Raw genomic sequence first — 21,509 nt, forward strand, 5'->3', positions numbered from 1 at the left:
GGCTGCCGGGCTGCCCGCAGCCCTCCGCGTCAGCCGCCGGCTGCCCGTGGCTGCCCGTTGCCCGCTGCCTGCCGCGTGCCGGCCTCGCGCTCCCGGAGAGTGGCGTGCGGACATCGTCGATATGTCCGGTATGTGGCTTATCTCCAGAGTTTCGTGATTCACCTCGTCGCGTCGGGCAGGAAAAAAGGAGCCTTGTATCGCATATAGCTGATGTGGTCCCATGAGCGCGGCGGCCCTGATACAGAGAATCGGATATTGTTTCTTTGTATCCACCCTTGGGTCGTCGGGCTCTGGGGAGGACTAAAGATGGTTGAGCGAAGCAGGCGTCAGGTACTGGTCACCGGCGGCATGTTAGGGGCCGCCGGGGCGCTGGCCGCGGCGACTCCGGCGTGGTCGTGGTCGTCCGAGGGCTCGGTCGCCGGGGCCGGCGTCGGCGTGGACCCGAAGTACGTCTGGGATGCCGAGGCCGACCCGGTGGTCGCCGCGATCATCGACAGCGGCCAGACGACCGCGGTCAACAAGCTGCTGAAGACATGGACGAAGAACGGCCAGGCACTGCCCGCCGGGCTGCCCACGCAGCTGCGTGACTTCATGGAGCACGCGCGCCAGCTCCCGACGTGGACCGACACGGCCAAGCTCAAGGACGCGGTCAACTTCAACCAGAAGCGCGGCCTGTACCTGGGCGTCACCTACGGCTTCGTCAGCGGCATGATGAGCACGGTCATCCCGCGCGAGGCCCTGGCCGTCTATTACTCCAAGGGCGGTGCGGACATGCGGGACCGCATCACCAAGACCGCCAAGCTGGGCTACGACGTCGGCTCGAACAACGCGTTCGACCCCACCGGCGAGATGATCGTGACCTGCGTCAAGACGCGGCTGGCCCACGCCGGCGTGCGCCACCTGCTGCCCCAGCTCGCGGCCTGGAACAACGTCGCCTCGGAGGACATCCCGATCTCCCAGGCCGACATCATGGTGACCTGGCACAGCCTGCCCACCACCGTCATGCAGAACCTGAACGCGTGGGGCGTGCCGATCAACGCCGTCGAGTCCGCCGGGTTCCTGCACTCCTGGCAGGTCACCGCCCACATGCTCGGGGTGCTCGACGAGTACATCCCGAACTCCTGGGCCACCGCGAACACCCAGGCGGCGCAGGTTCTCACCCCGATCCTCGCCCCGACCCCCGAGGGCATCAAGCTCGCCGACATCCTCGTCAACCTGGCGTCGTTCATCGACGGCTCCCTCCTTAGCAAGCCCATCCTGTGCGCCCTCACCCGCTACTTCCTGGGTGACGAGATCGCCGGCTGGCTCAAGCTGCCGCGGTACCCCTTCTGGGACACGGCCTTCCAGGTCGCCTGGAAGCCCTTCGTCGCCGTCCGCGAGGGCCTGCTGAGCCTGGAGAAGGCCCCCGGCCTCCTGCAGGCGGTCTACTGGGCCTTCGACGAGATCCTGCGTATCGGCGTCCTGACCCTCCTGTCCGGCGCCCAGTTCCCCATCGCCATCCAGATCCCGGACACCAACAACCCCAACTACTGACGGACGCTGCCTCCCCGCGTGGCCGAGGCCACGCGCCGGCGACGCCAGGTGAGAGATGGCCAAGGCTGGGTGGCCAAGGCTGGGTGGCCAAGGCTGAGGGGAGGTCGGGACGAGGTCAGGGGTTGACCGGTGCCACTGCGGTGGCACCGGGCACCTCGTCCCGATCGCCGCCCGACACCGTCGTCGTGGGCGGCGGGCACCGGCAGCGGCCGGTTGTCGCCCATCGCGGCGGCCATCTCGGAGCTCGGGTTCACGGCCCGCTGCTGTTCGGTGCGGGGCAGCGGCGGGCTGTCGTGTCGGCCTCGGGAAGGACGACGCGCCGCGCGGTCGCGGTCAGCGACAGGCCGGCGGCGTCGGAGGAGGCCTCGACGACGGTGAGGTCGAACGGCAGGGCGCCGACCGGAATCGGGATGGCGGGGAGCAGCCCGCCGAGGCCGCCGGGCACCGGGATGTCCACGTTGATGGACCCGTGCAGGGCGATCTCGGACGGGATCAGCGTGAGCTTGTTGTCCCGCACCTCGAACGCGATGACCCCGCCGATCTCCTGGGCGCCGAGCACCGGTACGTCGGCCAGGCCGGCGACCTCGACCTTCTTCCCGCCGTCCACCGGATTGATCTGAAGATCTCCGGGCTGGTCGGCCAGGAACGCGTTCACGTCGGCGTAGTCGAGATGGACCGTCGCCTCGACGTTGTCGACCGGTATCTCGCCGACATCATTGGCAAGCATCTTCCGGATTGGAAGATGAATTCCTTTGAGGTGTGCCTCGACCGAGGAGATGCGTGGACCGGGCGTTGGTACTCCGTCGATAATCACCCCGATGTTCCTGAACCTTCCGAATGCAATCTGGGTGAGGAACGGAAATCCGCCGATACTGACGTCGCGGACCGTCGGCGGAGTGACGTCGCAGGCGAGGCTCCTGATGACACTCGCCTTGATCTGGGTGGCCATCTCACTCTCGGCGGTTGAGACCGCGAACCGGTCACCCGCGATGAGGACGACGAGCAGGATCACTGCGCCGAACGCGAGAGCACTGCGTCGCCGCCGCGGCCGCCGATCCCGCGGCCACCACCGCCGGTGCCACGGGGTGAGCGATGTCGTCCCGGCGTGGGCAGGCGGCTGTTGACCACCTGGGCCGGTGAGGACTTCGTCGTCGGGTCTGTGATCCACCGAGTGCCCTTCGCTTCGTGCGGTATCCCGGATATCCCGCGAGGCGCCGCCGGTTCGGGATTCCGGCTGCGCCGGAAACAGGCCAGGGCCACTGTGCGGCAGAACAGCCTGTTCTCGCATCGGCCGGGCGCAGTCACTTCCGGCTACGGCAGACGCAGTACGTGGGCAGCGGTAAGTGCCGGCAGGCGCACGACGACGGGACCCACCGGGCCGGAGCAGTCTTGTGGGGTACCCGAAAAGATATGGAGAACCACTCCATGGCGACTCTTCTGTACCGGCTGGGGCGGTTTTCCTTCCGGCGCCGCCGATACGTTCTCCTCCTGTGGATCGCGGTTCTCGCGGCCATGGGTTTCGCCGCGATGAAGGCCCCCGACGCCCCCAAGGACGAGTTCTCCATTCCGGGAACCGAATCCCAGCGGGCGTTCGACCTCCTGGACGAGCGTTTTCCCGGCTCCGGGTTGGATGGCGCGGTCGCGCGCATCGTCTTCGGCGCTCCGGCGGGGGAGAAGCTCACCGCGGCCGAGAACCGGGCCGAGGTCGAGAAGGCCGTCGCGCGGGCCGCCTCCGGTCCGCAGGTCCTCACCGCGGTGAATCCGTTCCAGGGCGGCGCGGTGAGCCAGGACGCGGCGACCGCCTACGCGACGGTCTCCTACACCGTGGCCGGCGACGACCTCACCGACGCCACCCTGGAAAGCCTGAAGGGCGCGGTCGCCGACGGCCAGGCCGCCGGTCTGACCGTCGAGATCGGCGGGGATGCGCTGACCACCCGGCCGGCGGCGGGCGGCATCGGCGAGGTGGTCGGGATCGCGCTCGCCGCGATAGTCCTGCTGGTCACCTTCGGATCGCTGGCGGCGGCCGGGCTGCCGCTGCTGACCGCTGTCGTGGGCGTCGGGGTCGGCATGCTCTCGATCATGGCCCTGGCCAGTACCTTCGGCCTGTCCTCGACCACCAGCACGCTGGCGATGATGCTGGGCCTGGCGGTCGGGATCGACTACGCGGTCTTCATCGTCTCCCGCTACCGGGAGGAACGGTCCCGCGGGCATGAGCCGTCGGAGGCCGTGGCCATCGCCACCGGCACCGCAGGCTCCTCGGTGGTGTTCGCCGGGCTCACCGTGGTGATCGCCCTGGCCGGGCTGTTCGTCGTCGGGATACCGACGCTGACCAAGATGGGCCTGGCTGCCGCCGGAACAGTCGTCGTCGCCGTCCTCGTCGCGCTGACCCTGGTGCCGGCGCTGCTCGGCTTCTTCCAGCGCGCGGTGCTCCCACGCGCCGCCCGCAGGGGACGGGCGAAGGCACGACAGCGCGGGCCCAGTGTGGGTACCCGGTGGGCCCGACTGGTCCTGCGTCGCCCGCTGCCGATCCTCGCCCTCGCGGTGCTCGCCCTGGTCGCGATCGCGCTGCCGGCCCTCGACCTGCGCCTGGGCACCGCTGGTGACGAGGCGAAACCAACGTCCACCACCGAACGCCGCGCCTACGACGACCTCGCCCGGGGCTTCGGCGCCGGATTCAACGGCCCGCTCACCGTCGTGGTCGACACGGCGGCTTCCGACGATCCGGCGGCGGCGATCGCCACGACGATCGAGAGCCTCGCCGGCACGCACGGAGTCGTCTCGGTCTCACCGGCCCGGTCCAATCCCGCCGGCGACGCCGCGCTGCTCACCGTCGTTCCCACGACCGGCCCGAGCGACGCGGCGACCGTGGACCTCGTCCACGCCATCCGCGCCGAACGATCCGCGGTCGAGTCCGTCACCGGCGCGACGTTCCAGGTCACCGGTACCACCGCGGTCAACATCGATATGGCCCAGAAGGTCCAGGGCGCGCTTGTGCCCTACCTCGCGGTAGTGGTGGGCCTCGCCTTCCTGCTCCTGATGGCGCTCTTCCGGTCGGTGCTCGTCCCGCTCAAGGCCGCCTGCGGATTCCTGCTCTCGGTGCTGGCCGCTCTCGGCGCGGTCGTCGCGGTCTTCCAGTGGGGATGGCTGGCGGGCCTCATCGGCCTCGAACAGACCGGGCCGATCATGAGCATGATGCCGATCTTCATGGTGGGCATCGTCTTCGGGCTCGCCATGGACTACGAGGTCTTCCTCGTCACCCGCGTGCGCGAGGCCTACATCCACGGCGATGACGCCGGGCACGCGATCGTCTCCGGGTTCGGGCACAGCTCCCGGGTCGTGGTCGCCGCAGCACTGATCATGATGGCGGTCTTCGCCGGATTCGTCAGTGCGACCGAGCCGATGATCAAGATGGTCGGCTTCGGCCTCGCCACCGCTGTCCTGCTCGATGCCTTCGTCGTCCGGATGACGATCGTGCCGGCCGTGCTCGCGCTGCTCGGTGAACGGGCCTGGTGGATCCCGCGCGGCCTCGACAAGGTGCTGCCCCGGGTCGACGTCGAAGGCGAGGCACTGAGCGGGCCGCGCGCCACGGTGCCGTCCACCGCAGTGGACGGTGCCCTCTCCATGGACCCCGGTTGCGTGGAGGCGGCATCCGCCTCCTGGGCACCAGCCTCCGGTCGATGAACACCACTCGTCCGAGGAACGCGGAGGCACGGCGCGTTCCTCGGACGGTGGCGACCCCGTACGGTGAGGGGCACGGCTCCAGCATTCGACGGGAACCAGCAATGACGATCACCACCTGGCGGTGGGTCGGGAATCATCGCCGCAACACGGTGGTGATCGTGATCGGGGCGTTCGTCGCCTCCGGTCCCGGCAGCAGAATCACGCCACCCGCCAACGCCCCCATCGGCGGGTGGGTGCCCGCGGTCGTTCTCGCGGCCATCGCCTGCGCCGCCCTGTTCTGGCATGAAAGCCACCCGCGCACCACCGCCGCGGTGGCGATCGTCTGCGCCGTCGCGGTGACGGCGCTGGGCTACCTGCTGACCCCCCTGTTGCTGGCTCCGGTGATGGCCGCGCTCTACTGGCTCGCCGCCCGCACGGACCGCCGGACGAACCTGGTCTTCGCCGTCTCGACGTGCGTCCTGGTGGTGGGGACCGCGCTGGTCGCAGATCCCGCCAGCTACGGCTGGCCGCTCAAGAGCGTCGGACCGACCGCCTGGCTCCTGATGTCAGCCGCGCTCGGAGACGCACAGCGCACCAAGGAGGGTTACCTCGACGCCGTCCGGGCCCGCGCCGAGTACGCGGAGCGCACCCGGGAGGCCGAGGCCCGCCGCCGGGTGGCCGCCGAGCGCACCCGGATCGCCCGCGAGCTGCACGACGTCGTCGCCCACCACGTAACCCTCGCCCACGCTCAGGCAAGCACCGCCGCACATCTCGTTCGCACCCGCCCCGACCAGGCGGCACAGATCCTCACCAGCCTGACCGCCACCACGTCCTCCGCGTTGCGTGACCTCAAGGCCACCGTCGGCCTCCTGCGCGACGGCGACGACCCGGACGCACCCCTGGAACCCGCACCGTCGCTCGCGCAGCTCCCCGAGCTCGCCCGCGTGTTCGCCGCGGCCGGGCTCACCGTCACCATCACCACCCGCGGTGACCCGCCATCGCTCTCCCCGGTGGTGGACCTCACGGCCTTCCGGATCGCGCAGGAAGCGCTCACCAACGTGGCGAAGCACGCGGCCACCGGCAGCGCGTACGTCGACATCACCTACTCGCCGAGCGACCTGACCTTGAAGATCATAAATGGTGCCGATGACGGGCGCCGTCGCAGTGGCAGGCCCGATGGCGTGCCTGGTGAGAAGGCCGGTGAAAGGCCCGGTGAAAGGCCCGGTCACCGGGCCGGCGAGGGGGCCGACGGCGGGTTCGGCCTGATCAGCATGCGTGAACGAGCGAGTTCTGTCGGTGGGCATCTCGAGGCCGGCAGTCATCCCGAGTTCGGATTCCACGTCACCGCCGTCCTGCCGCTCCAGCCCAGAAAACCGACGAAAACGGAACAGAGATGACCATCCGCGTACTGCTCGCCGACGACCAGGCGCTCCTCCGAGCAACATTCCGGATACTGATCGATTCGTGTGACGACATGACGGTGGTCGCTGAGGCGGCTAATGGTAACGAAGCCGTCGCTGCCGCCCGCGAATATCGTCCGGACGTCGTGGTCATGGACATCCGAATGCCCGGCATGGACGGGCTGGCCGCCACCGCGGCCATCTGCCGGGACGAAGAGCTCGCCGCCACCCGCGTTCTCATTCTCACGACCTTCGAGATCGACGAATATGTCGCCCGGGCGCTGCGTGTCGGCGCGAGCGGCTTTCTCGGCAAGGACGTCGAAGCCGACGGGCTCCTCGCCGCGGTCCGCACCGTCGCGGCTGGCGAGGCGCTCCTGTCCCCGGCGGCGACCCGTGCACTCATCGCGCAGTTCATCGCCATCCCCGAACCCACGGCCACCGCTGCGGCGAACCACGCGGCCCTCGACACGCTCACCGCCCGCGAACGGGAGGTCATGATCCTGGCCGCGGAAGGCCACTCCAACCAGGAGATAGCCGCCAAACTCGTCATAAGCCCGCTGACCGCTCGCACCCATGTTCACCGGGCAATGGCGAAACTCGACGCCCGCGACCGGGCTCAGCTCGTCGTCATCGCGTACCAGACCGGCCTGCTGCACGGCAGTCCGCCAGAATGACCGAGGCCGGTACCGGTACCGGCCCCGGTCCCGGTACCGCGACCAGGTGGCCGCATTACGCATGATCCGCCGGCCGCCTCGCGGAATTGTCGCGGATTCCCACAACCCGTCGACATGCGTGTTTCGGCGACAGGCCGCGCGGTACGCTGTTGTCGATCGACGGGGGCGATCATCGGCTGTTGTCGCGTCAGCCTGCGCCGGTGGCGGCGGCTGCGCCTGAGTTCGGCTGTGCATTCGACTGCGGCTGACGGAGCGAGAATGGAGTGAAGCGGTGTACCCATTCTCATGATCTCCCTGGTTGTTCTGCTGCGCCTGCCGCTCTGCGTCGGTGCCGGCTATGCCCTGTCGCGGGTGCTCGGATCGGTGGGAATGGTCGACACCGCGGCCTATGGATACCTGACCACCGCATTGCTCGGTCTGGGGCTCTACGGCGCCACGTCGACGATTCCCCGCGCGGCCAGGAGCGACGCGCGCCTGATTGTCTCCGTGGTGACCGTCGGTGTCGTTCTCAAGGTCCTCCTGATCGGCTGCCTTCTGGCGCTGATCTTTCGTGACCCGGTGTACTTCCTCCTGGCCGGCATCATCGCGCAGATAGATCCGCTCTCGGTCGCCGCCCTGCTGAAGAACTCGCCCATGTCCCGCCGGGCCAGGTCGTTGCTGATCGCGTGGTCCTCGTTTGACGACCCGGTCACCGTGCTCGCCACGCTGGTGCTGCTGGCGGTGCTGCCGTCCATGGCGATCAGCGGCACGAACCACGCGGGCCTCATGGCGGATGCCGGGTTCGGCACCCTCGCGGCGGATCTGGTCGTGAACGGTGCTCTGGTGGTCGCGGCCTGGACCTTCGCTCGAACCATCCGCCACCGCCGGTCGGGCCACGACCGGCTGATCATCGGCGCGGTGGGCGTCGTCTATGCCGTGGCCGTCTGGCGCTTCCTGATGTTCGGCCTGGCGGTCGCCGGCCTTTTCCTGCGGCCCAGGTCGCTCGCCTGGGGCCGCTGGGTCGACCGGGCTGTTCAGGCGGCGCTGCTGGCGGCGGCCGTTCTGCTCGGCGTCCTTCTGGGCGGCGCGGACATCGATCTCGCGGCCGGTATCTCCCTGGGAGCCGCGGCGTTCGCCGCCCAGATTCTGGTCGGGCTGCTCCTCACCCGGGGCCTCCAGCCGACCGACCGGGTGTACCTGTCCCTCTCCCAGCAGAACGGGATCACCAGCATCGTGCTCGCGCTGACCTTCCAACCGATCGTTCCGTCGGCTGTCGGGGTGGTCGGCGTGGCGATCGCGGCCATCAACATCCTCCACTTCGCCTGCAACCGGGCGATTGCCCGGTTCCCGCGCCTGATGCTGGCGGTCGCCGGTCGGATCGGCGGCGAGGAGGCGCCGGAGCCGGTCACGCGGTCCGCGGGTTGACCACCGCGCGACCTGCTCGGCCAGGCCGCTCCACGGCAGGGGGCCGGGAACGTCGGGTATCCGCGTCGTCGACGTCGGCGATCCAGGCCGCGAGGGCATCGAGGTCGGGGGTGTCTCCCGAGGCCCGCCTGATCGCCAGCCACAGTTCCCGGACAGTCTCCGGCCGGGTCGAGTATCCGCGCGCGGAGCGCCCACCGGTGCCGAGCCGGCTCAGCACCAGCCCCGACCAGGCGGCAAGCGCGTCGCCGTCGGCGAGCACCGCCCGCCGGTACTCGGCAGCGGCCTCCTCGGTCCGACCGGTCAGCAGGAGCACGTCGGCGCGGGCCCGGCCGGACGCGTCCACGGTCTCGCCCGCCAGCAGGCGGCGCGCGACGTCCACCCGGTTTCCCCCGGCGGCGCTCGGCGTACCGGCCCGCACGCTGCAGACCGGTGCCCCCGACGGCGGGCATGGATCACCTCGCAGCCACGCCCGAGCCCACGATGAGATCACTTCTGGCTCCGGCGTCAGGTTGCGCAGGCGCCATCGAACCCGGCAGTCGCCGACCTCCAGCATGCCCAGCCGGTGGGCAAGCTCCGGCACGGCGGCGCCCGACCAGCGGCGGACCTGATCGGCGATCCCCGCGGTCAGCCGCCGGCCCGCCGGGGTGAGCGTTTCGTCCGCCTCCAGCGTGACCACCACATCGCGGACGGACTCCCGGCACCAGACGAACTGGTAGGCGGCCAGGAGGGCCTGGCCGCCCTCGTCGATCAGGGACCGCTCGTACCAGTAGCCGGCGACCGCGAGGAAGGCGAAGGCGCCGTGCAGCAGCCCTTCGACCGGGCGCGGATCGAGGCGCCACGGCGCGTAGTGCACCGCCGGTGAGCGCCGTGCGACCAGGGGCGAGAGGTCGTCGATGGCCGCCAGCTTCGAATGCTGGGTCTCATGGATGAGGGTGACGGCCAGCTGCGCGCTGTCGGTCGGAGCGGACAGGAGCACGGAACCGAAGGCTTCAAGCGAGCTGGCGCTGATGGACGTCACACCGGCCGGAGCGGCCAGTGGCACCAGCGACCGCAGCAGGCCCGCGACGCCGTCGACGCGGTGCGGATGGTCGCGGACGAGCAGGTGCCAGGCCTCGCCGAAGACGGCACGCCAGTGACGGAACTCCGCCGCGGTCAGCCGTCGGGCCGGCACCAGCGCGCCTGGCTCCCGAAACGGGTCGAGATCGTCGAGCACGATGCGCGACCCGCCGGAGGCCCCAGCGAGCTGGAGCGGCCGAACCGGCCACCACCGGTCCGGGTGGTTGCCGGGGGACTGGCTGGTCGGGGAGCCGTCGCGTTCGCGGCCCGTGTCCGTGTCCGTGTCCGTGTACTCCAGCGACTGCGACGTGAGCTGCACGTGATCGTCGGCCGTGTCGACGGCCAACCGCACCGCAACGCGGCCGGCGGGATCAGGAGGGTGGGCCCAGATCCGGATCCGGGCTCGGTCACCCTGCCCGCGGAGTCGTATCTGGCCGTACGTCGGAAGAGTCACGACGCCGGCCCGCACAGGTGCGCGGATGTCCACGGGGATCCGCGCACGCAGCGCGATCGCGGCGACGAGGCCCCCGAGGTAGCCGAGATCCTCCTCGATCGTGTGCTGGCCGGCCGCCTGCGAGGGCTGGTCCGGCCGTGGGGGCTGGTCCGGCCGTGGGCGCAGCCGCCGAAGGCAGTGATGCAGCCAGGTACCCACCGGCGGGTGGAGGACGACCGCCTCCACCTCCCCGGGATGCTCACGCCACAGGGCGGCGAGGATGCCGAAGAGGCGTTCGACATCCTCGCGAGCGGCGACGGTGAGCTCGCTGTCGTGGACCTGGCCGACCAGTGACCAGAGCATGAGCAGGCGCTTGCTCGCCTGTGCCGACCGCAGGACCGACGACGCCTGTGCTCCGCCGAGGCCACCGGCGAGCTCGTCGAACTGCGACCAGGAAAGCTGGTGCCAGCGCGGTTCCGCCGCGGTCGCCCGAATGTAGTTGTCGAAAAGCACTGCCGCCTCAGCCTCCGGGCCAGGTGCCGGTCGCCCGGCCGGTCGCCGGCCCTGTGGTATCAGCCGAAAAACCCTGGTGAACTCCGCCCGGGTCGGGGCGGATACTGAATCCGGAATCGGCGCCCGGCATTCCATGGGTACGGCTGCCCGGATGCCGGTCGTGGTCGGAACTCATTGAGTCTTTTCCATCGCACGGTGGACGGTCGGAGATGCCGCAGGTCGGAGGCGACGGTGGAAAGGCTCACCCGCGCCGATCACCAGTCGCCTTCCGACTTGCCGGGGTATTGGGAGTAGCCGGCGATCGCCTGGTCTGTCTCGACGGCGCGCAGCACGTGCTGGAGGCACCGGATGAGTGCCCCGGCCGGCAGCCTGTTCAGATCGTTCAGGTCGACCCCGGTCAGATCCAGCACCGGAGACTCGATGCGTTCCGCGGAGCCGACTTGCCCTGAAGAGCCGAGCTGCGCTGAAGAACCGAGCTGCGCTGAAGAGCTGATGCGGCTGGCAGTGGCCTCCATCAGTCGACCTCCTCGACCACCTGGTGCGAGAACACTATAACGACTGCCCGGCGACGTCACGGGATATCTGTGCCCACCGTTCACGGCACCCTTGGTCCGCGGTGGTGATCCGAAATTCCCCGGGCCACCACCGATTTAGACGGTTTCCGGTGTCAGCGGCTATCCAGGAATCGCGCGGCGAGGTCCTGGAATCGTCGCTCCGCCTCGCTGACCCGCTGCTGGTCCAGCGTTACGCCGAGCAGGTATTCACCGGCGCCCACGTCGTGGACGTAGAGGGCGCCGGCTTCGACGTCCACGACGCTGGTCCGCAGCGGGGTGCCCAGCGCGGCTCTGGCTGCCCGCGCGAAGTTCGCCGTCAGTGTCGACAGGTCGCGGCAGATCGTCTCGTACAGGTCCCGGTGCCGTCTGACACCGACGGTGAGAAAGAACGAACCGAGCGCGGGAGCGTCGAACACGTCCACCACCACGTTGACACCGTTGTCCTTGCACCGGGCCGCGTAGTGCAGGTCGTCCGGTCGCACGGCGTGCCGGCCGAGTTCGGAGAACCTGAGGTCCTCGGGATCCGCGTCCGGGGAAAGCTCCACCAGGGGGGGTGTGATGTGGCTGCCGCTGGGCGGGCCCTGGGTGTCGCTGTCGACCCCGCCCGGGTTCTGGCCCGGCAGGCCGAGTAAGGACCTGCACCTGGTGGCGAGCTTCGACATCGCCACATCGGCCGCGGCGAGGCCTTCGGGGCGAAGCGCCGCGCCGATCAGATACTGCCGGGTGTTGACCCGGTTGTAGATCAGGCCGCCGATGCCCGCGTCGAACACCACCCGGATGAGAACACCGGTGTCGAGCGGCTCCAGGACCCGGTTGAGCTCCTCCACCGCCCGGTTTATCTGGCGGCCGAAGCTTTCCAGGTCACGGCGTCGCCGGCCGGTGCCCGCCGAACGGCGCGAGGTGGCCGGCAGATCGGCCTGTTCCAGAACGTCGAAGGAGAGCCCGAGCACTCCCTCCGTGTAGTAGCTCACGTGCTGGAGGATCTCCGGATCAAGCTCCCGCAGGCAGAGATCCTCGACGTCGCGGAACTTCGCGGCCTCGATATAGGGCGCCCGGTAGTGGTAGGGGGCCCGCGCTGACAGCATCTCGTTCGTCATGTAGACCTGCCTCTACCGTCAGGTGCCCGTGATGTCGACGTCGGCGCCGCGCCGCCCCGACAGGACGTCGTCTCCCGCGGCGAGGCCTGCCGGCGGGCGGCCGTTCGGTTCCTCCGAGCCGTGGTGGAGGCGGCTGATGCGGGTGTACGGGTGGTTGGCGCCGAGCGAGGCGACGCATTCGTCCAGCGTCTGCTGGTCGAGCTTGGCCGCGTCCTGCGCCTGGCCCGCGGCCAGCAGGCAGTTGGCGTGGTTGATGGCCGCCGCCAGCACCGCCGGGTGGTATTCGTAGAGCTCCTCGCGCAGGCCGTCGTGGGCTCGCTGGCTCAGCGCAAGTGCCTCGTCGACCTGCCCGGCGCCGAGCAGGCAGATCGAGGCGTTCGTCCGGGCGATGTTCAGGACGGGGTGGTCGTCGTCGCCGTACAGGTCCGTGTAGGCCGCCAGTGCCTCCCGGGCGATCGTCACGGCGTCGAGGTGGCTGGCGGCCGCGTGCAGGTCGAGGGCCCGGTTCAACAGGCAGGCCAGGCGGCCCGGATGCCGCCTCGGGTAGCGGTGGACGTAGTGGTCCAGGGTCTCCTTGGTCAGCACACGGGCCGCGCTCGGGTCATCGCCGCGCCGCAGGGTGACGGCCAGATGCTTGCTCGCGAGCAGGCTCCGGGTCGAGGTCGGGCCCTCGATCTCGCGCAGCCGCTCGCGCGCCTCGTGAATGAGCTGCCAGGCCTCGGTCGAGTCACCGAGCTCGCGCACGCACAGGCCGACCAGGATCTGGGACCACCAGGTGTCGGCGTTGTCCGTGCCGAGCGTGGCCAGCCGGCCGCGCAGGACGGCGCGGACGGTTCGCTGGGCCGCCGCGACGTCCCCGTCGAGGTACTGCGCCACGGCGAGGTTGTCCCCGGCGTCCAGCGCCGACCGGTCGTTCGGCCCGAACTCACGGCAGTAGAGGTCGTAGGTGGTCTGGTCCTCGGCGCGAGCGTCGTTGTACCAGCCGAGCTCACACTTGTCCGCGCCGAACCCGCCCGCCGTCAGCAGCGTGCGCCGGTCGGCGAAACCGAGCAGATGGCGCTGCGCGGCGAGGGTCTGCTCGTCGAGCGCGAACGCCTCGTCGATGCGCCCGGACGAGCGCAGCACGGTCGCCCGCCACGTGCACATCTGCAACGTGATCGGATCATCCGCTCCGAGCGGCTGCCAGTTCGCCAGGCACTCGTCCGTGAGCTCCAGGGCGTCGCCGAGCTCGCCGACGCGCCAGCGCCGGTACACCTCGTAGATCATCCAGCGGCGGACGTCCGGGTCTGGCGACCCGGCGGCGCCGGACGGGCGGATGTGCTTGCGAAGCTCGACGAACATGTCCCGGCCGCTGGGGTCGTCCAGCGCGGTGAGGGACGCGTGCGCGGTCAGCACCCGCCAGACCTCCGCACGGATGAGCGTGGCCTCCGGCTCCGGCAGCCGTTCACGGACGTACAGCTGGGACCGGCCGGGCACGATCAGCCGGTCCCGGGTCGGGTTGACGGTGGCGAGGTTGAGACGTTCGATCCGGTCGATGACGGAGTCGACATCCGGTGGCGCCGCGGCGGTGGGGGCGTCGGAGCCGATGTCGTGGAGCCGCTGGACCATCGCGGCGGACCGCAGCAGCGCCAGCGAGACGCCCTCCTCGGCGAGGAAGGCGCACATCTCCAGCAGCTTCGCGGCGGCCCGGGCGACGGGATCGGCGCTCGTCTTCAGCTCGTTGTACTCCATCGCCCAGGCGCTGCCGCCGCTCCACCGGCCGCGCTCGAGCAGCCGCGCCTGGTAGGACCTGACCGCGTCAGCCGCCGGCAGGGTGCTGCGGCTCAACGAGTTGGCCGCCTGGTTGATGTCGAACGGGAAGTTGTCGACCTGCTCGGCGAGCGGGGCGAGCATGGCGTCGGAGGCACCGGGAAGGCCACGGCGCAGCAGCCGAATGCTCTCCGCCGGGGCGAAGTTGCCGATCTTCACAGCGGAACCGTCGTCCCAGGCGGTGTGGTACGAGGTGATCAGGACGTGACCGAAGGCGGTGCCGGTGGGCATCAGCTCGGACACCGCGTCCGGGTGAGCGGCGTTGTCATAGATCAACAGCCAGCGCCGCAGTGGCGGCTCGCCCAGCGAGAGCGCATCGAGCGCGGCATTGGCGAGCTCGGGCACGTTCTGCGGGACGGGCGCGGATCCGCCGGGCCCGCCGACACCGGCAGCGCCACCGCCGACACCGACGCCCCCAACGCCGCCGACACCGGCGCCGACGCCGCCAGCGCCGAAGCCGGTAGCGCCACCGACGCCGCCACCGACGGCATCGAGGCGCAGACGGCCGGCGAGATCGACGAGGCTCTGGCGAATCGACGCCGGGTCGTCGGCCGGGATCCACCAGACGACGTCGTAGTCGGAGCTGAAACGGTAGGCGAACTCGGCCGCGACCAGGGTCTTGCCCACGCCGCGCGGGCCCGCCAGCACCTGGCGACCGGTGACCACCGAACCCGGTGTCAGCCGGTCGCGCAGTCGCGTCAGCTCCTGCTCCCGGCCGACGAACCAGCCGTAGCGCGGTGGTACCCGGCCCCAGGCGGCCGGCTTCAGCGTGGGGAACCGCGGCCCGCCCGCGTCGCCGTCGGGGGTGGCCACGTCGACGAAGCCAAGATGGTTGAGCAGCCGCTCCCGGGCCGCGGCCTCGTCGAGCCCGCTGATGGTGACGGGTTCCCCGCCGGTGTCCCGAGAAAGCCACTCGGTCTCCGGAGGAGTCACCTGCACCACGGTGATGCGCTGGTCAGGCGCACCGGAATCCTCGATCAACCGCAGGAGATCCGCTCGAGCCGTGCTGCCCTCGGGTGCCTCGCGGTCCAGCGAGGTCGAGGCGATCACGAGCAGCGCGCTGGACCTCGGCAGCCGCCCGGGTGAGCTCAGCGTGCCGGTCGAGGTCACCCGGATACCGAAGCGGCGCAGCTGGCCGGCCACCCAGTCGCCCCAGACCCGGTCGGCCGGGGCCGCGAGAACCACGGCCGAGCGCAGCATCGGCGTGTCCGCGAGCTCGAACTGCCGCACGATGCGCTGCCGTTGCGCGTAGGGGATGAGCGCCCGCTCCGGTAGCGGGCCGCCGTGAATCGTCGCCGCCAGCTCCTCATAGGCCGACAGCAGACTGGACCGAACGCCGGGAGTGTCACCGAACGAGGCGAGAAGCTCCTCATAGGCGTACAGCTGCTTGTAGGGAATCTCCACCTTGGCGAGCCGCTGGACCTGCCGGTCCGAATCGGCATCCAGGTCGAGGACGTCGTTGAACCGGAAGGCGGCGAACAGGCGCCGCCGTTCCAGCCGCCGCTGCTCGCCGTCCTCCACCCGCATCGGGACCGGGATCACCTGGACGGGACGGGGCGCGCTGGAGCGAATACGCTTGGCGACCCAGGTGGCACCGATGATCGACTGGTTGTTCATGACGAAGCCGATGACCGCCACATCCGGGAGCAGCATGGTGCAGATCCCGGAGGCGTCCGAGACGCCGGTGCGGCTGTCGATCAGCACGTAGTCGTAGCCGGCGGACAACATGTTCTCGCGCAACCGGCTGATGAAAACGGTCTCGTCCGGGCCGTCGAACAGCTGGTTCCAGGGAAAGGTCGAGACCCTGAGCTCGTAGAGCGACTGGTACTCGGCGTCGCTGTCCCGCGACTCCTGGCGGCCCGGGCCGAGGAAATCCAGCCGGCCCCCACGCGGAAAGTACTGCCACCGCAGCGTCTCCACGTGGTTCGCGAAGTCCGCGTGCCGCAGCGGGTCCGGCGCGGCGGGGTCGTTCACCGGGTACAGGTCCCGTTCGGTGACGAATTTGGTCAGAATATCGATGACGCCGTCACTGCTGGTCAGGTCCCGGTCGGTGAGAAACGGCCGAAAATAGCGGTGCAGACCGGGTGACTCAAGGTCCCAGTCGATGACCAGGACCTTCATTCCCGCACTCGCCAGGATGAAGGCGACGTTCGCCATCGCCATCGTGCGCCCGGTGCCACCCTTGTAGGAGTAGAAGGTGACGATTCGGGTGGTCGACGGTACCGCCGCCGGCACCGTCACGGGTGCCGTCGATTCCACCGGCACCGCGGCCCGGCCTGAAGCTGAGTCTGTGATCACGCTGTTTCCACCCCCGCGCCGAGCGTTCGATGTGAGGCCGGCCGGGTGGTGTCAGCGGCATCCGACATCCACATCCGATGGTATGGCCTGGCCCACACATTCCTTTCCGGAGCCAGCCGGTCGGTGGCCGGCCCGCCAGTCGCGGCGCTGGACACCAGCGCGGCCCGGCGGCGTTCCGCGAGCAGGCGGTTGCGAGCACGGACGACAAAGGGCCGTGCCGACGACGCGAGCCGCGCGGCATCATCCACGGCCGGCAACCAGGTGCGGGAGCGGAACAGCGCGGCGTCCTCCTTCAACAGATGCCGCAGGCGGTTGGTCAGCACGGCTGCCTGCGCCGCCGTCTCCTCGTCACCCTCAGCGGTGATCAAAAATATTCCCACCACGGCTCCGCTGCGGCGTCGCCATTCCGCCAGCCGGGCCAGCGCATCGTCCGCATTGCCGCCGGAGGCAATCCATGGATCAACAAGAACCGCGACGACGCGCTCATCGTCAAGGGCTGATGGCGGGTTCTCGAACATGCGCACGCTCAACTGTTCGCAGACAATGTCGTGGATTCCGACGTCTTCCATGGTCGCGCGAACGACGTCGAAGGCGGACGCGCCGGTGCCGGGGAGGAAGGGCCGCCATTCGGCCGCGGTGCGTCCGTAGTAGCCGCGGTCACGCCGTTCCGGTGGCAGGTCCTCCTGGGCTGGTACCGCCAGCACCACGGTCGCGCGTCCGCCGCCCGCCCGGCTCCGCTCCCAGGCCGGCGGGGAGGGGACGCCCGGCGGTGCGCCTGCCGAGGCCGCGGTGGGAATCCTCGGTACGAACCGGACATCCTCCTCGCTCATCACCGGGACGGGATCGTGAGCCGCGTCCAGGATCCGTCGCGCGATGCCGACGACGAGCCGCCGGTAGGACTCCGACTCCGGGGCGGTGCGCAGCAGGCGAAGCGCTCCGGTGGTGGCGTACTCGGGCCCGAGGTCTGCGTCGATCAGTGCGTCGGCGGTGGTGGGAGCCGGACTGGCGGCGTCGCTGAACCAGCGGACGCCGATGTGTGCCGGTGACGCTCTGCCGGTGAACTGCAGGTGCCAGCGAAGGCGTTCCCGGAAGAGCCGCCGCTCCCACATCCTCTGCTGATCCCGGAGATAGCCGTCTGTGTTGAGTGAGACCAGAGCGACACAGCTCAGGATTACCGGGTCGATTACCTGGGAGCCGTCTGCTGGAATGCCGAAGCGGGTGCCCGTGACCCGGGTGAACCGGCCACGTATCGACTCAGTGTCACCGGCGCCGGTGCCGACTGCCCGGTCGACTTCGTCCTGGATGTCGTCAAGGAACTGCTCGGCATAGCGGTCCTCGCCGGGTGTGCCGGCGTGATGCAGCACGAAGTTCCTGGTCACGTCGGTCTCCCAGGGATACGGCCGCCGGTCGTCTGTGCTGTTTTCCACCGCCGGGGCAGGCCGCGCGGCACGCTGGCGAAATCCTTATGCTGTGACTCTCCGTCATTCAACGGCATTCCTGCCCCCGTCGCCAGACCATGGTTCAGCATTTCTACACCTCCCAGGCCGTGCGCGCGGCCGAGCGACGGCATCGGAAGCACGGTTGCTGCCGGGTGTGCTGCTTCGCCCGAAAACTCTGCCGACCATTCGCCTGGATGGCCACCGATGGCGCGGGGTGGGTCGTTCATCCTCGGGTCGACCCGAACAGGGGCTCGACCAGTTCCGTCAGATCTCGTTCGAGCGGCGGCAGCGCGGCTGCCGCGATCTTCATCATTCGCTCGGTGAGCAGCCGCATAAGGCGGAGCACGACGCTCTCGTCCTCCTGGATGAGATCCATCACCGGCAGGTCGGACCGGGTGGCGCCGCTGACGTCCAGCATCTGTACCGCCTGCGCCGGTTCGGGCGGTTCACAGGTCAGCGGGAGCCACCGAACCGGAATAATCGCCGCCGGCGGCATGCCACCCGGCGCGGTCGCCAGCCGGATCCGTTCCTGGAAGACCGCCCATTCACGGCCGCACCAGGAGCTGCTGAAATAGTCGTCCGAGCAGAGTGCGATCATCATCGGGCTGCGGCGGACGGCTTCCTGGAGCTCCGCCCGCCAGTGCGCGCCGCCCTCCATGCTGACCCGGTCCAGGAACCCTTTGGTGTTCACCTGCCGCCTGGCGCGCCGGCCGATCTCCGTCTCGAGGCGGCGGTGGAACCGCTCCACCAGATCGCTGTCACGGCGGCGGGCATAGCTCAGGAAGAAATACGGAACGACTCCGTCTGCCAGGTGGGTGGCCGCCGTACCGCCCGGATCGACGAGGAAGGTGCTGTCGAGCGATCCGCTTCCGCTGTGCTGGCCCCAGCGGTGCCGGACGTTGTCGACGTGTCGACGGAACTGCCGGACCGACGGGTCGCCGGCGGCCCGTTCCTCCAGCGCCCGCGCCATGGCGTCGAGCAGTTCCGGCTCGGTCTGCGCCAGGGCGTGCCGGATGAGTGCCATCACCCGCACGGCAAGCGGCTCGTGCCGAGGAAGCAGGATTCGACGCTCGATGCGCTCGGACAGCAGTGCCATCCAGGCGTCGAACGCATCCGGATCGTTGATGATCCAGACACCCATGAGCGCGGCGTGAATGCTGAAGACGTCCCGTTGGGGCACGGAGGGCTGGCCGGCCTCGTCCGCCGTGGGATGGGTGCCTTCGGTCAGGTCGATCGGCGGCGCAGACGCCGGGTGCGGCTCCGTCGGCGGCCGTCTCCTGCCGCCGGCCGGAGGCTGTGGTGTCTGTGGTGTCTGTGATGTCTGCGGAGATTCCACGGGGGGCGCGGAAAGGCTCGGCTGGGCCGCTCGGGGATCTGCTCCTGGATCGTCGACCATCATGCTCATCAGCCGGAGGTGGAGGTCTCGCGGCAGGTCGTTGTACCGCTGGGAGTCGGTCAGGAGCGCGATGCACCGCTGCAGCGATATCTCGCGGCGGACGAGGTGGCCGGCCACCTCGGCGATGAGACCCGGGCGATCCCGCAGCAGGCGTGCGAGGTGGTCGGCCTCTCCCCGGTTCACCGGCGCCGTCTCCGTGAGCAGAAACACCGACTCGGCTCTGCTCAGCGGACCGATCGCGACGGTGTTCTGGGCCCAGGAGCCGGCATTTCTGGCCACAACCAGGACGTGCGAGCCGTCCTGGGGGAAATACTCCTTGATGGAGTCGGGATCATCGGCCGCGATGAATACCAGCAGCCGCCTGGGCGTGTCGCCGGCCGGCCGGGCGGCGCCGCCTTCTTCCGGTGGGCCTCCAGCGGGTTCGAGGGATTCCTGGGATTCCTGGAATCCCGGCGACTCCTCCGCGGGTAGCCGATCGAGCTGCTCGTCGATACTCAGGTCGCCCTGGCAGGAAATCCACCAGATCACGTCGTACCGCATCCGGAACCGGTTCGAGTACTCGATCGCCACCTCGGACTCACCCAGGTCCGGCAGTGCGTCCTTCGCCACCACCACGGCGTGTCCGTCCCGGCCGAGCAGCGCCGCGATCCGGTCCAGGTCGTCGTCCCGCCCGGTGAAGAAGTCGTTCTCCACCGGTGCGTTGGACCGTGGCGGCGAGTGCGGGCCCCGGGCCGGCAGGGGCGTGGCCTGCGGCGCGGGGTGGCCAGCCCGGCCCCGGCCCCGGACCTGGCCCTGGACCTGGACCTGGGCCAGCAGTCGCTCCAGCGCGGCTGCCGAGGCGCCCCGCAGGTCGATGGTGGACATCGAGCGCAGCGGTTCGGGCAGCGGCTCGGGATCGAGCACGACGCGCAGGATCCTGCCGCGCAGTGCTCCCTCGCCGGCGAGTAACTCCCACTGCTCCAGCTCGGTCACCGCGGCGCTCAGGTCCGCGCGGGCGACGCAGTACTCCCGGGACAGCAGGCAGATCAGCCGGTCCGCGCCGGACTGCTCGACCGCGCGCAAGGTCTCGGACAGCCGGTCACCGCGCAGCGGATTCCAGCGGATCAGGTCAACCTGATGCCCGCGTGCGCGGAGAAGATCCCTGATCCAGTCCGCCCAGGGCTGGTTCGGCCCGACGTAGCTGACCGCGACATGTGCGGGGCCGGCACGGTGACCGGCCCCCGTGTCGGACGGGCCCTGGTCGGCCGGGTCGCCGGCGGGCGAGCTCGCGGTGGGAGAGCTCACGGCGGACGGATTCGGGGGTGGGAACCAGGGAGATGTGGTGCGCAGAGATGCGGCGGGCCGGGGCCCTTCCGCCGGCACCCCGAAGGCGGGCGGCAGCGCCTCCGCGGCCGCGGTGGACAGGACGGGCGGCGGTGTTCGGCGGGCCGCCGCGACCAGGTCGGCGATCAGCTCCACAACCTCGAAGTAGCCGCCCTTTCCCCATTGCTGGGTCCGGATCAGCGTGTGCAGGTCGTGCGCGGCATAGGAACGGCCGAGCCTCGCCGCCACCCGTTCGGCCGGGTTGCCAGGCAGGCCATGGACCGCCGACCAGTGCGCGGACTGACCGCGTCTCCACACCAGGGGCAGCAGATGAGGGGTGTCCGCACCGCGGGTGGCCTGCGCGGGGTTGGTGGGACGCAGCCGCAGCCGTTCGGTGAACACCGCCCACTCCCGGCCGCACCAGTCGTCCTCGAAGAAATCATCGCGACACAGGGCGACCATGACAGGCAGGSGGGCCGCGGCGTCGATTCCGCGAACCGGCACGTCAGGGGCGCCGGGGCGTGGACGTGCATTCAGTACACCGGTCATCGAAGCGCCCTCACGGACGCGCAGCGCACGCTCGAGATCGGAGTGAAAGTGCCTGATCCAGGGGGTGTCGGCGTCGAAGGCTGAGCTCAGGAGAAAACAGTCCTTCATATCGCCCCCGTCAAGCCGGGTACCACATCCCACACTGCCGGGACCCGGGCAGGCGGCACCGCGCGTATTTCTGTCTGCATGCTAGCCCAACCGACACGCGGAAGTGCCCGGGTATATGCCGGTCTTTGATGACGGCTGGCTGACAGGTGGCTGCGCCGGGTAGGTATCCGGCTTGGCCGTCGACTGTGCCGGAGGCCACTTTTTGCTCCCGGGCGAGGTTGCCATGCGCCCGGCGGGCGTTGTTCGTATTGCGTTCAGAGGGCGGTTGCCCCGCCGCGGGAGCC

At 69.9% G+C, this 21,509-nt stretch carries 12 protein-coding genes; 5 read left to right on the forward strand and 7 right to left on the reverse strand.

Features of this window, described 5'->3' with window-relative positions; translation table 11 throughout:
* Positions 1 to 306 precede the first annotated feature (306 nt).
* Positions 307 to 1,533, forward strand: a complete 1,227-nt coding sequence (locus CcI49_RS01110) for an oxygenase MpaB family protein (protein WP_076823704.1) — start codon at positions 307 to 309, stop codon at positions 1,531 to 1,533.
* Between the two features lie 250 nt (positions 1,534 to 1,783).
* Here the strand turns inward: CcI49_RS01110 and CcI49_RS01115 are convergent, their stop codons facing one another.
* Positions 1,784 to 2,701, reverse strand: coding sequence for a DUF2993 domain-containing protein (locus CcI49_RS01115; protein ID WP_241839848.1), 918 nt, complete (start codon positions 2,699 to 2,701; stop codon positions 1,784 to 1,786).
* A gap of 257 nt (positions 2,702 to 2,958) precedes the next feature.
* Between CcI49_RS01115 and CcI49_RS01120 the strand changes: the two genes are divergently transcribed.
* From CcI49_RS01120 to CcI49_RS01135, 4 genes are all read left to right on the forward strand, one after another.
* Positions 2,959 to 5,214: an MMPL family transporter gene (locus CcI49_RS01120; protein ID WP_076824171.1), complete on the forward strand. Its 2,256-nt coding sequence runs from the start codon at positions 2,959 to 2,961 to the stop codon at positions 5,212 to 5,214.
* 101 nt (positions 5,215 to 5,315) lie between these two features.
* On the forward strand, positions 5,316 to 6,590 hold the full coding sequence (locus tag CcI49_RS01125; protein ID WP_076823706.1) for a sensor histidine kinase: 1,275 nt from the start codon (positions 5,316 to 5,318) through the stop codon (positions 6,588 to 6,590).
* Positions 6,587 to 7,267 (forward strand): response regulator transcription factor, encoded by a 681-nt coding sequence (locus CcI49_RS01130; RefSeq protein ID WP_054564244.1) that lies wholly within the window; start codon positions 6,587 to 6,589, stop codon positions 7,265 to 7,267. The genes CcI49_RS01125 and CcI49_RS01130 overlap by 4 nt, the downstream gene beginning before the upstream one ends.
* 285 nt (positions 7,268 to 7,552) lie before the next feature.
* A complete protein-coding gene (locus tag CcI49_RS01135; RefSeq protein WP_076823707.1) occupies positions 7,553 to 8,671 on the forward strand; it encodes a hypothetical protein in 1,119 nt (372 codons plus the stop codon).
* Here CcI49_RS01135 and CcI49_RS01140 read toward each other — a convergent pair.
* From CcI49_RS01140 to CcI49_RS01160, 6 genes are all read right to left on the reverse strand, one after another.
* Positions 8,652 to 10,673: an HEXXH motif domain-containing protein gene (locus CcI49_RS01140; protein ID WP_054564242.1), complete on the reverse strand. Its 2,022-nt coding sequence runs from the start codon at positions 10,671 to 10,673 to the stop codon at positions 8,652 to 8,654. The genes CcI49_RS01135 and CcI49_RS01140 overlap by 20 nt on opposite strands.
* Before the next feature lie 254 nt (positions 10,674 to 10,927).
* Positions 10,928 to 11,188, reverse strand: a complete 261-nt coding sequence (locus CcI49_RS41375) for a hypothetical protein (protein ID WP_131830965.1) — start codon at positions 11,186 to 11,188, stop codon at positions 10,928 to 10,930.
* Positions 11,189 to 11,340: 152 nt separating this feature from the next.
* Positions 11,341 to 12,324, reverse strand: a complete 984-nt coding sequence (locus CcI49_RS01145) for a hypothetical protein (RefSeq protein ID WP_054564241.1) — start codon at positions 12,322 to 12,324, stop codon at positions 11,341 to 11,343.
* Positions 12,325 to 12,342: 18 nt separating this feature from the next.
* Entirely contained in the window at positions 12,343 to 16,431 is a 4,089-nt protein-coding gene (fxsT, locus tag CcI49_RS01150; RefSeq protein ID WP_076823708.1) for an FxSxx-COOH system tetratricopeptide repeat protein, read from the reverse strand.
* Positions 16,428 to 17,810 (reverse strand): FxsC protein, encoded by a 1,383-nt coding sequence (gene fsxC, locus CcI49_RS01155; RefSeq protein ID WP_235497481.1) that lies wholly within the window; start codon positions 17,808 to 17,810, stop codon positions 16,428 to 16,430. Before fsxC ends, fxsT begins: the two co-directional genes overlap by 4 nt.
* A gap of 283 nt (positions 17,811 to 18,093) precedes the next feature.
* Positions 18,094 to 21,030: a TIR domain-containing protein gene (locus CcI49_RS01160; RefSeq protein ID WP_158230686.1), complete on the reverse strand. Its 2,937-nt coding sequence runs from the start codon at positions 21,028 to 21,030 to the stop codon at positions 18,094 to 18,096.
* Positions 21,031 to 21,509 lie beyond the last annotated feature (479 nt).

This window comes from Frankia sp. CcI49 (assembly GCF_001983215.1).
In the GTDB taxonomy this organism is placed as follows: domain Bacteria; phylum Actinomycetota; class Actinomycetes; order Frankiales; family Frankiaceae; genus Parafrankia; species Parafrankia irregularis.

Bases quoted from the DNA above. Each gene is read 5' to 3' on its own strand.
- CcI49_RS01125 (WP_076823706.1), top strand. From the start codon at position 5,316: ATGACGATCACCACCTGGCGGTGGGTCGGGAATCATCGCCGCAACACG.
- CcI49_RS01120 (WP_076824171.1), top strand. From the start codon at position 2,959: ATGGCGACTCTTCTGTACCGGCTGGGGCGGTTTTCCTTCCGGCGCCGC.
- CcI49_RS01135 (WP_076823707.1), top strand. From the start codon at position 7,553: ATGATCTCCCTGGTTGTTCTGCTGCGCCTGCCGCTCTGCGTCGGTGCC.
- CcI49_RS41375 (WP_131830965.1), bottom strand. From the start codon at position 11,188: ATGGAGGCCACTGCCAGCCGCATCAGCTCTTCAGCGCAGCTCGGTTCT.
- CcI49_RS01110 (WP_076823704.1), top strand. From the start codon at position 307: ATGGTTGAGCGAAGCAGGCGTCAGGTACTGGTCACCGGCGGCATGTTA.
- CcI49_RS01160 (WP_158230686.1), bottom strand. From the start codon at position 21,030: ATGGTCGCCCTGTGTCGCGATGATTTCTTCGAGGACGACTGGTGCGGC.
- CcI49_RS01145 (WP_054564241.1), bottom strand. From the start codon at position 12,324: ATGACGAACGAGATGCTGTCAGCGCGGGCCCCCTACCACTACCGGGCG.
- CcI49_RS01130 (WP_054564244.1), top strand. From the start codon at position 6,587: ATGACCATCCGCGTACTGCTCGCCGACGACCAGGCGCTCCTCCGAGCA.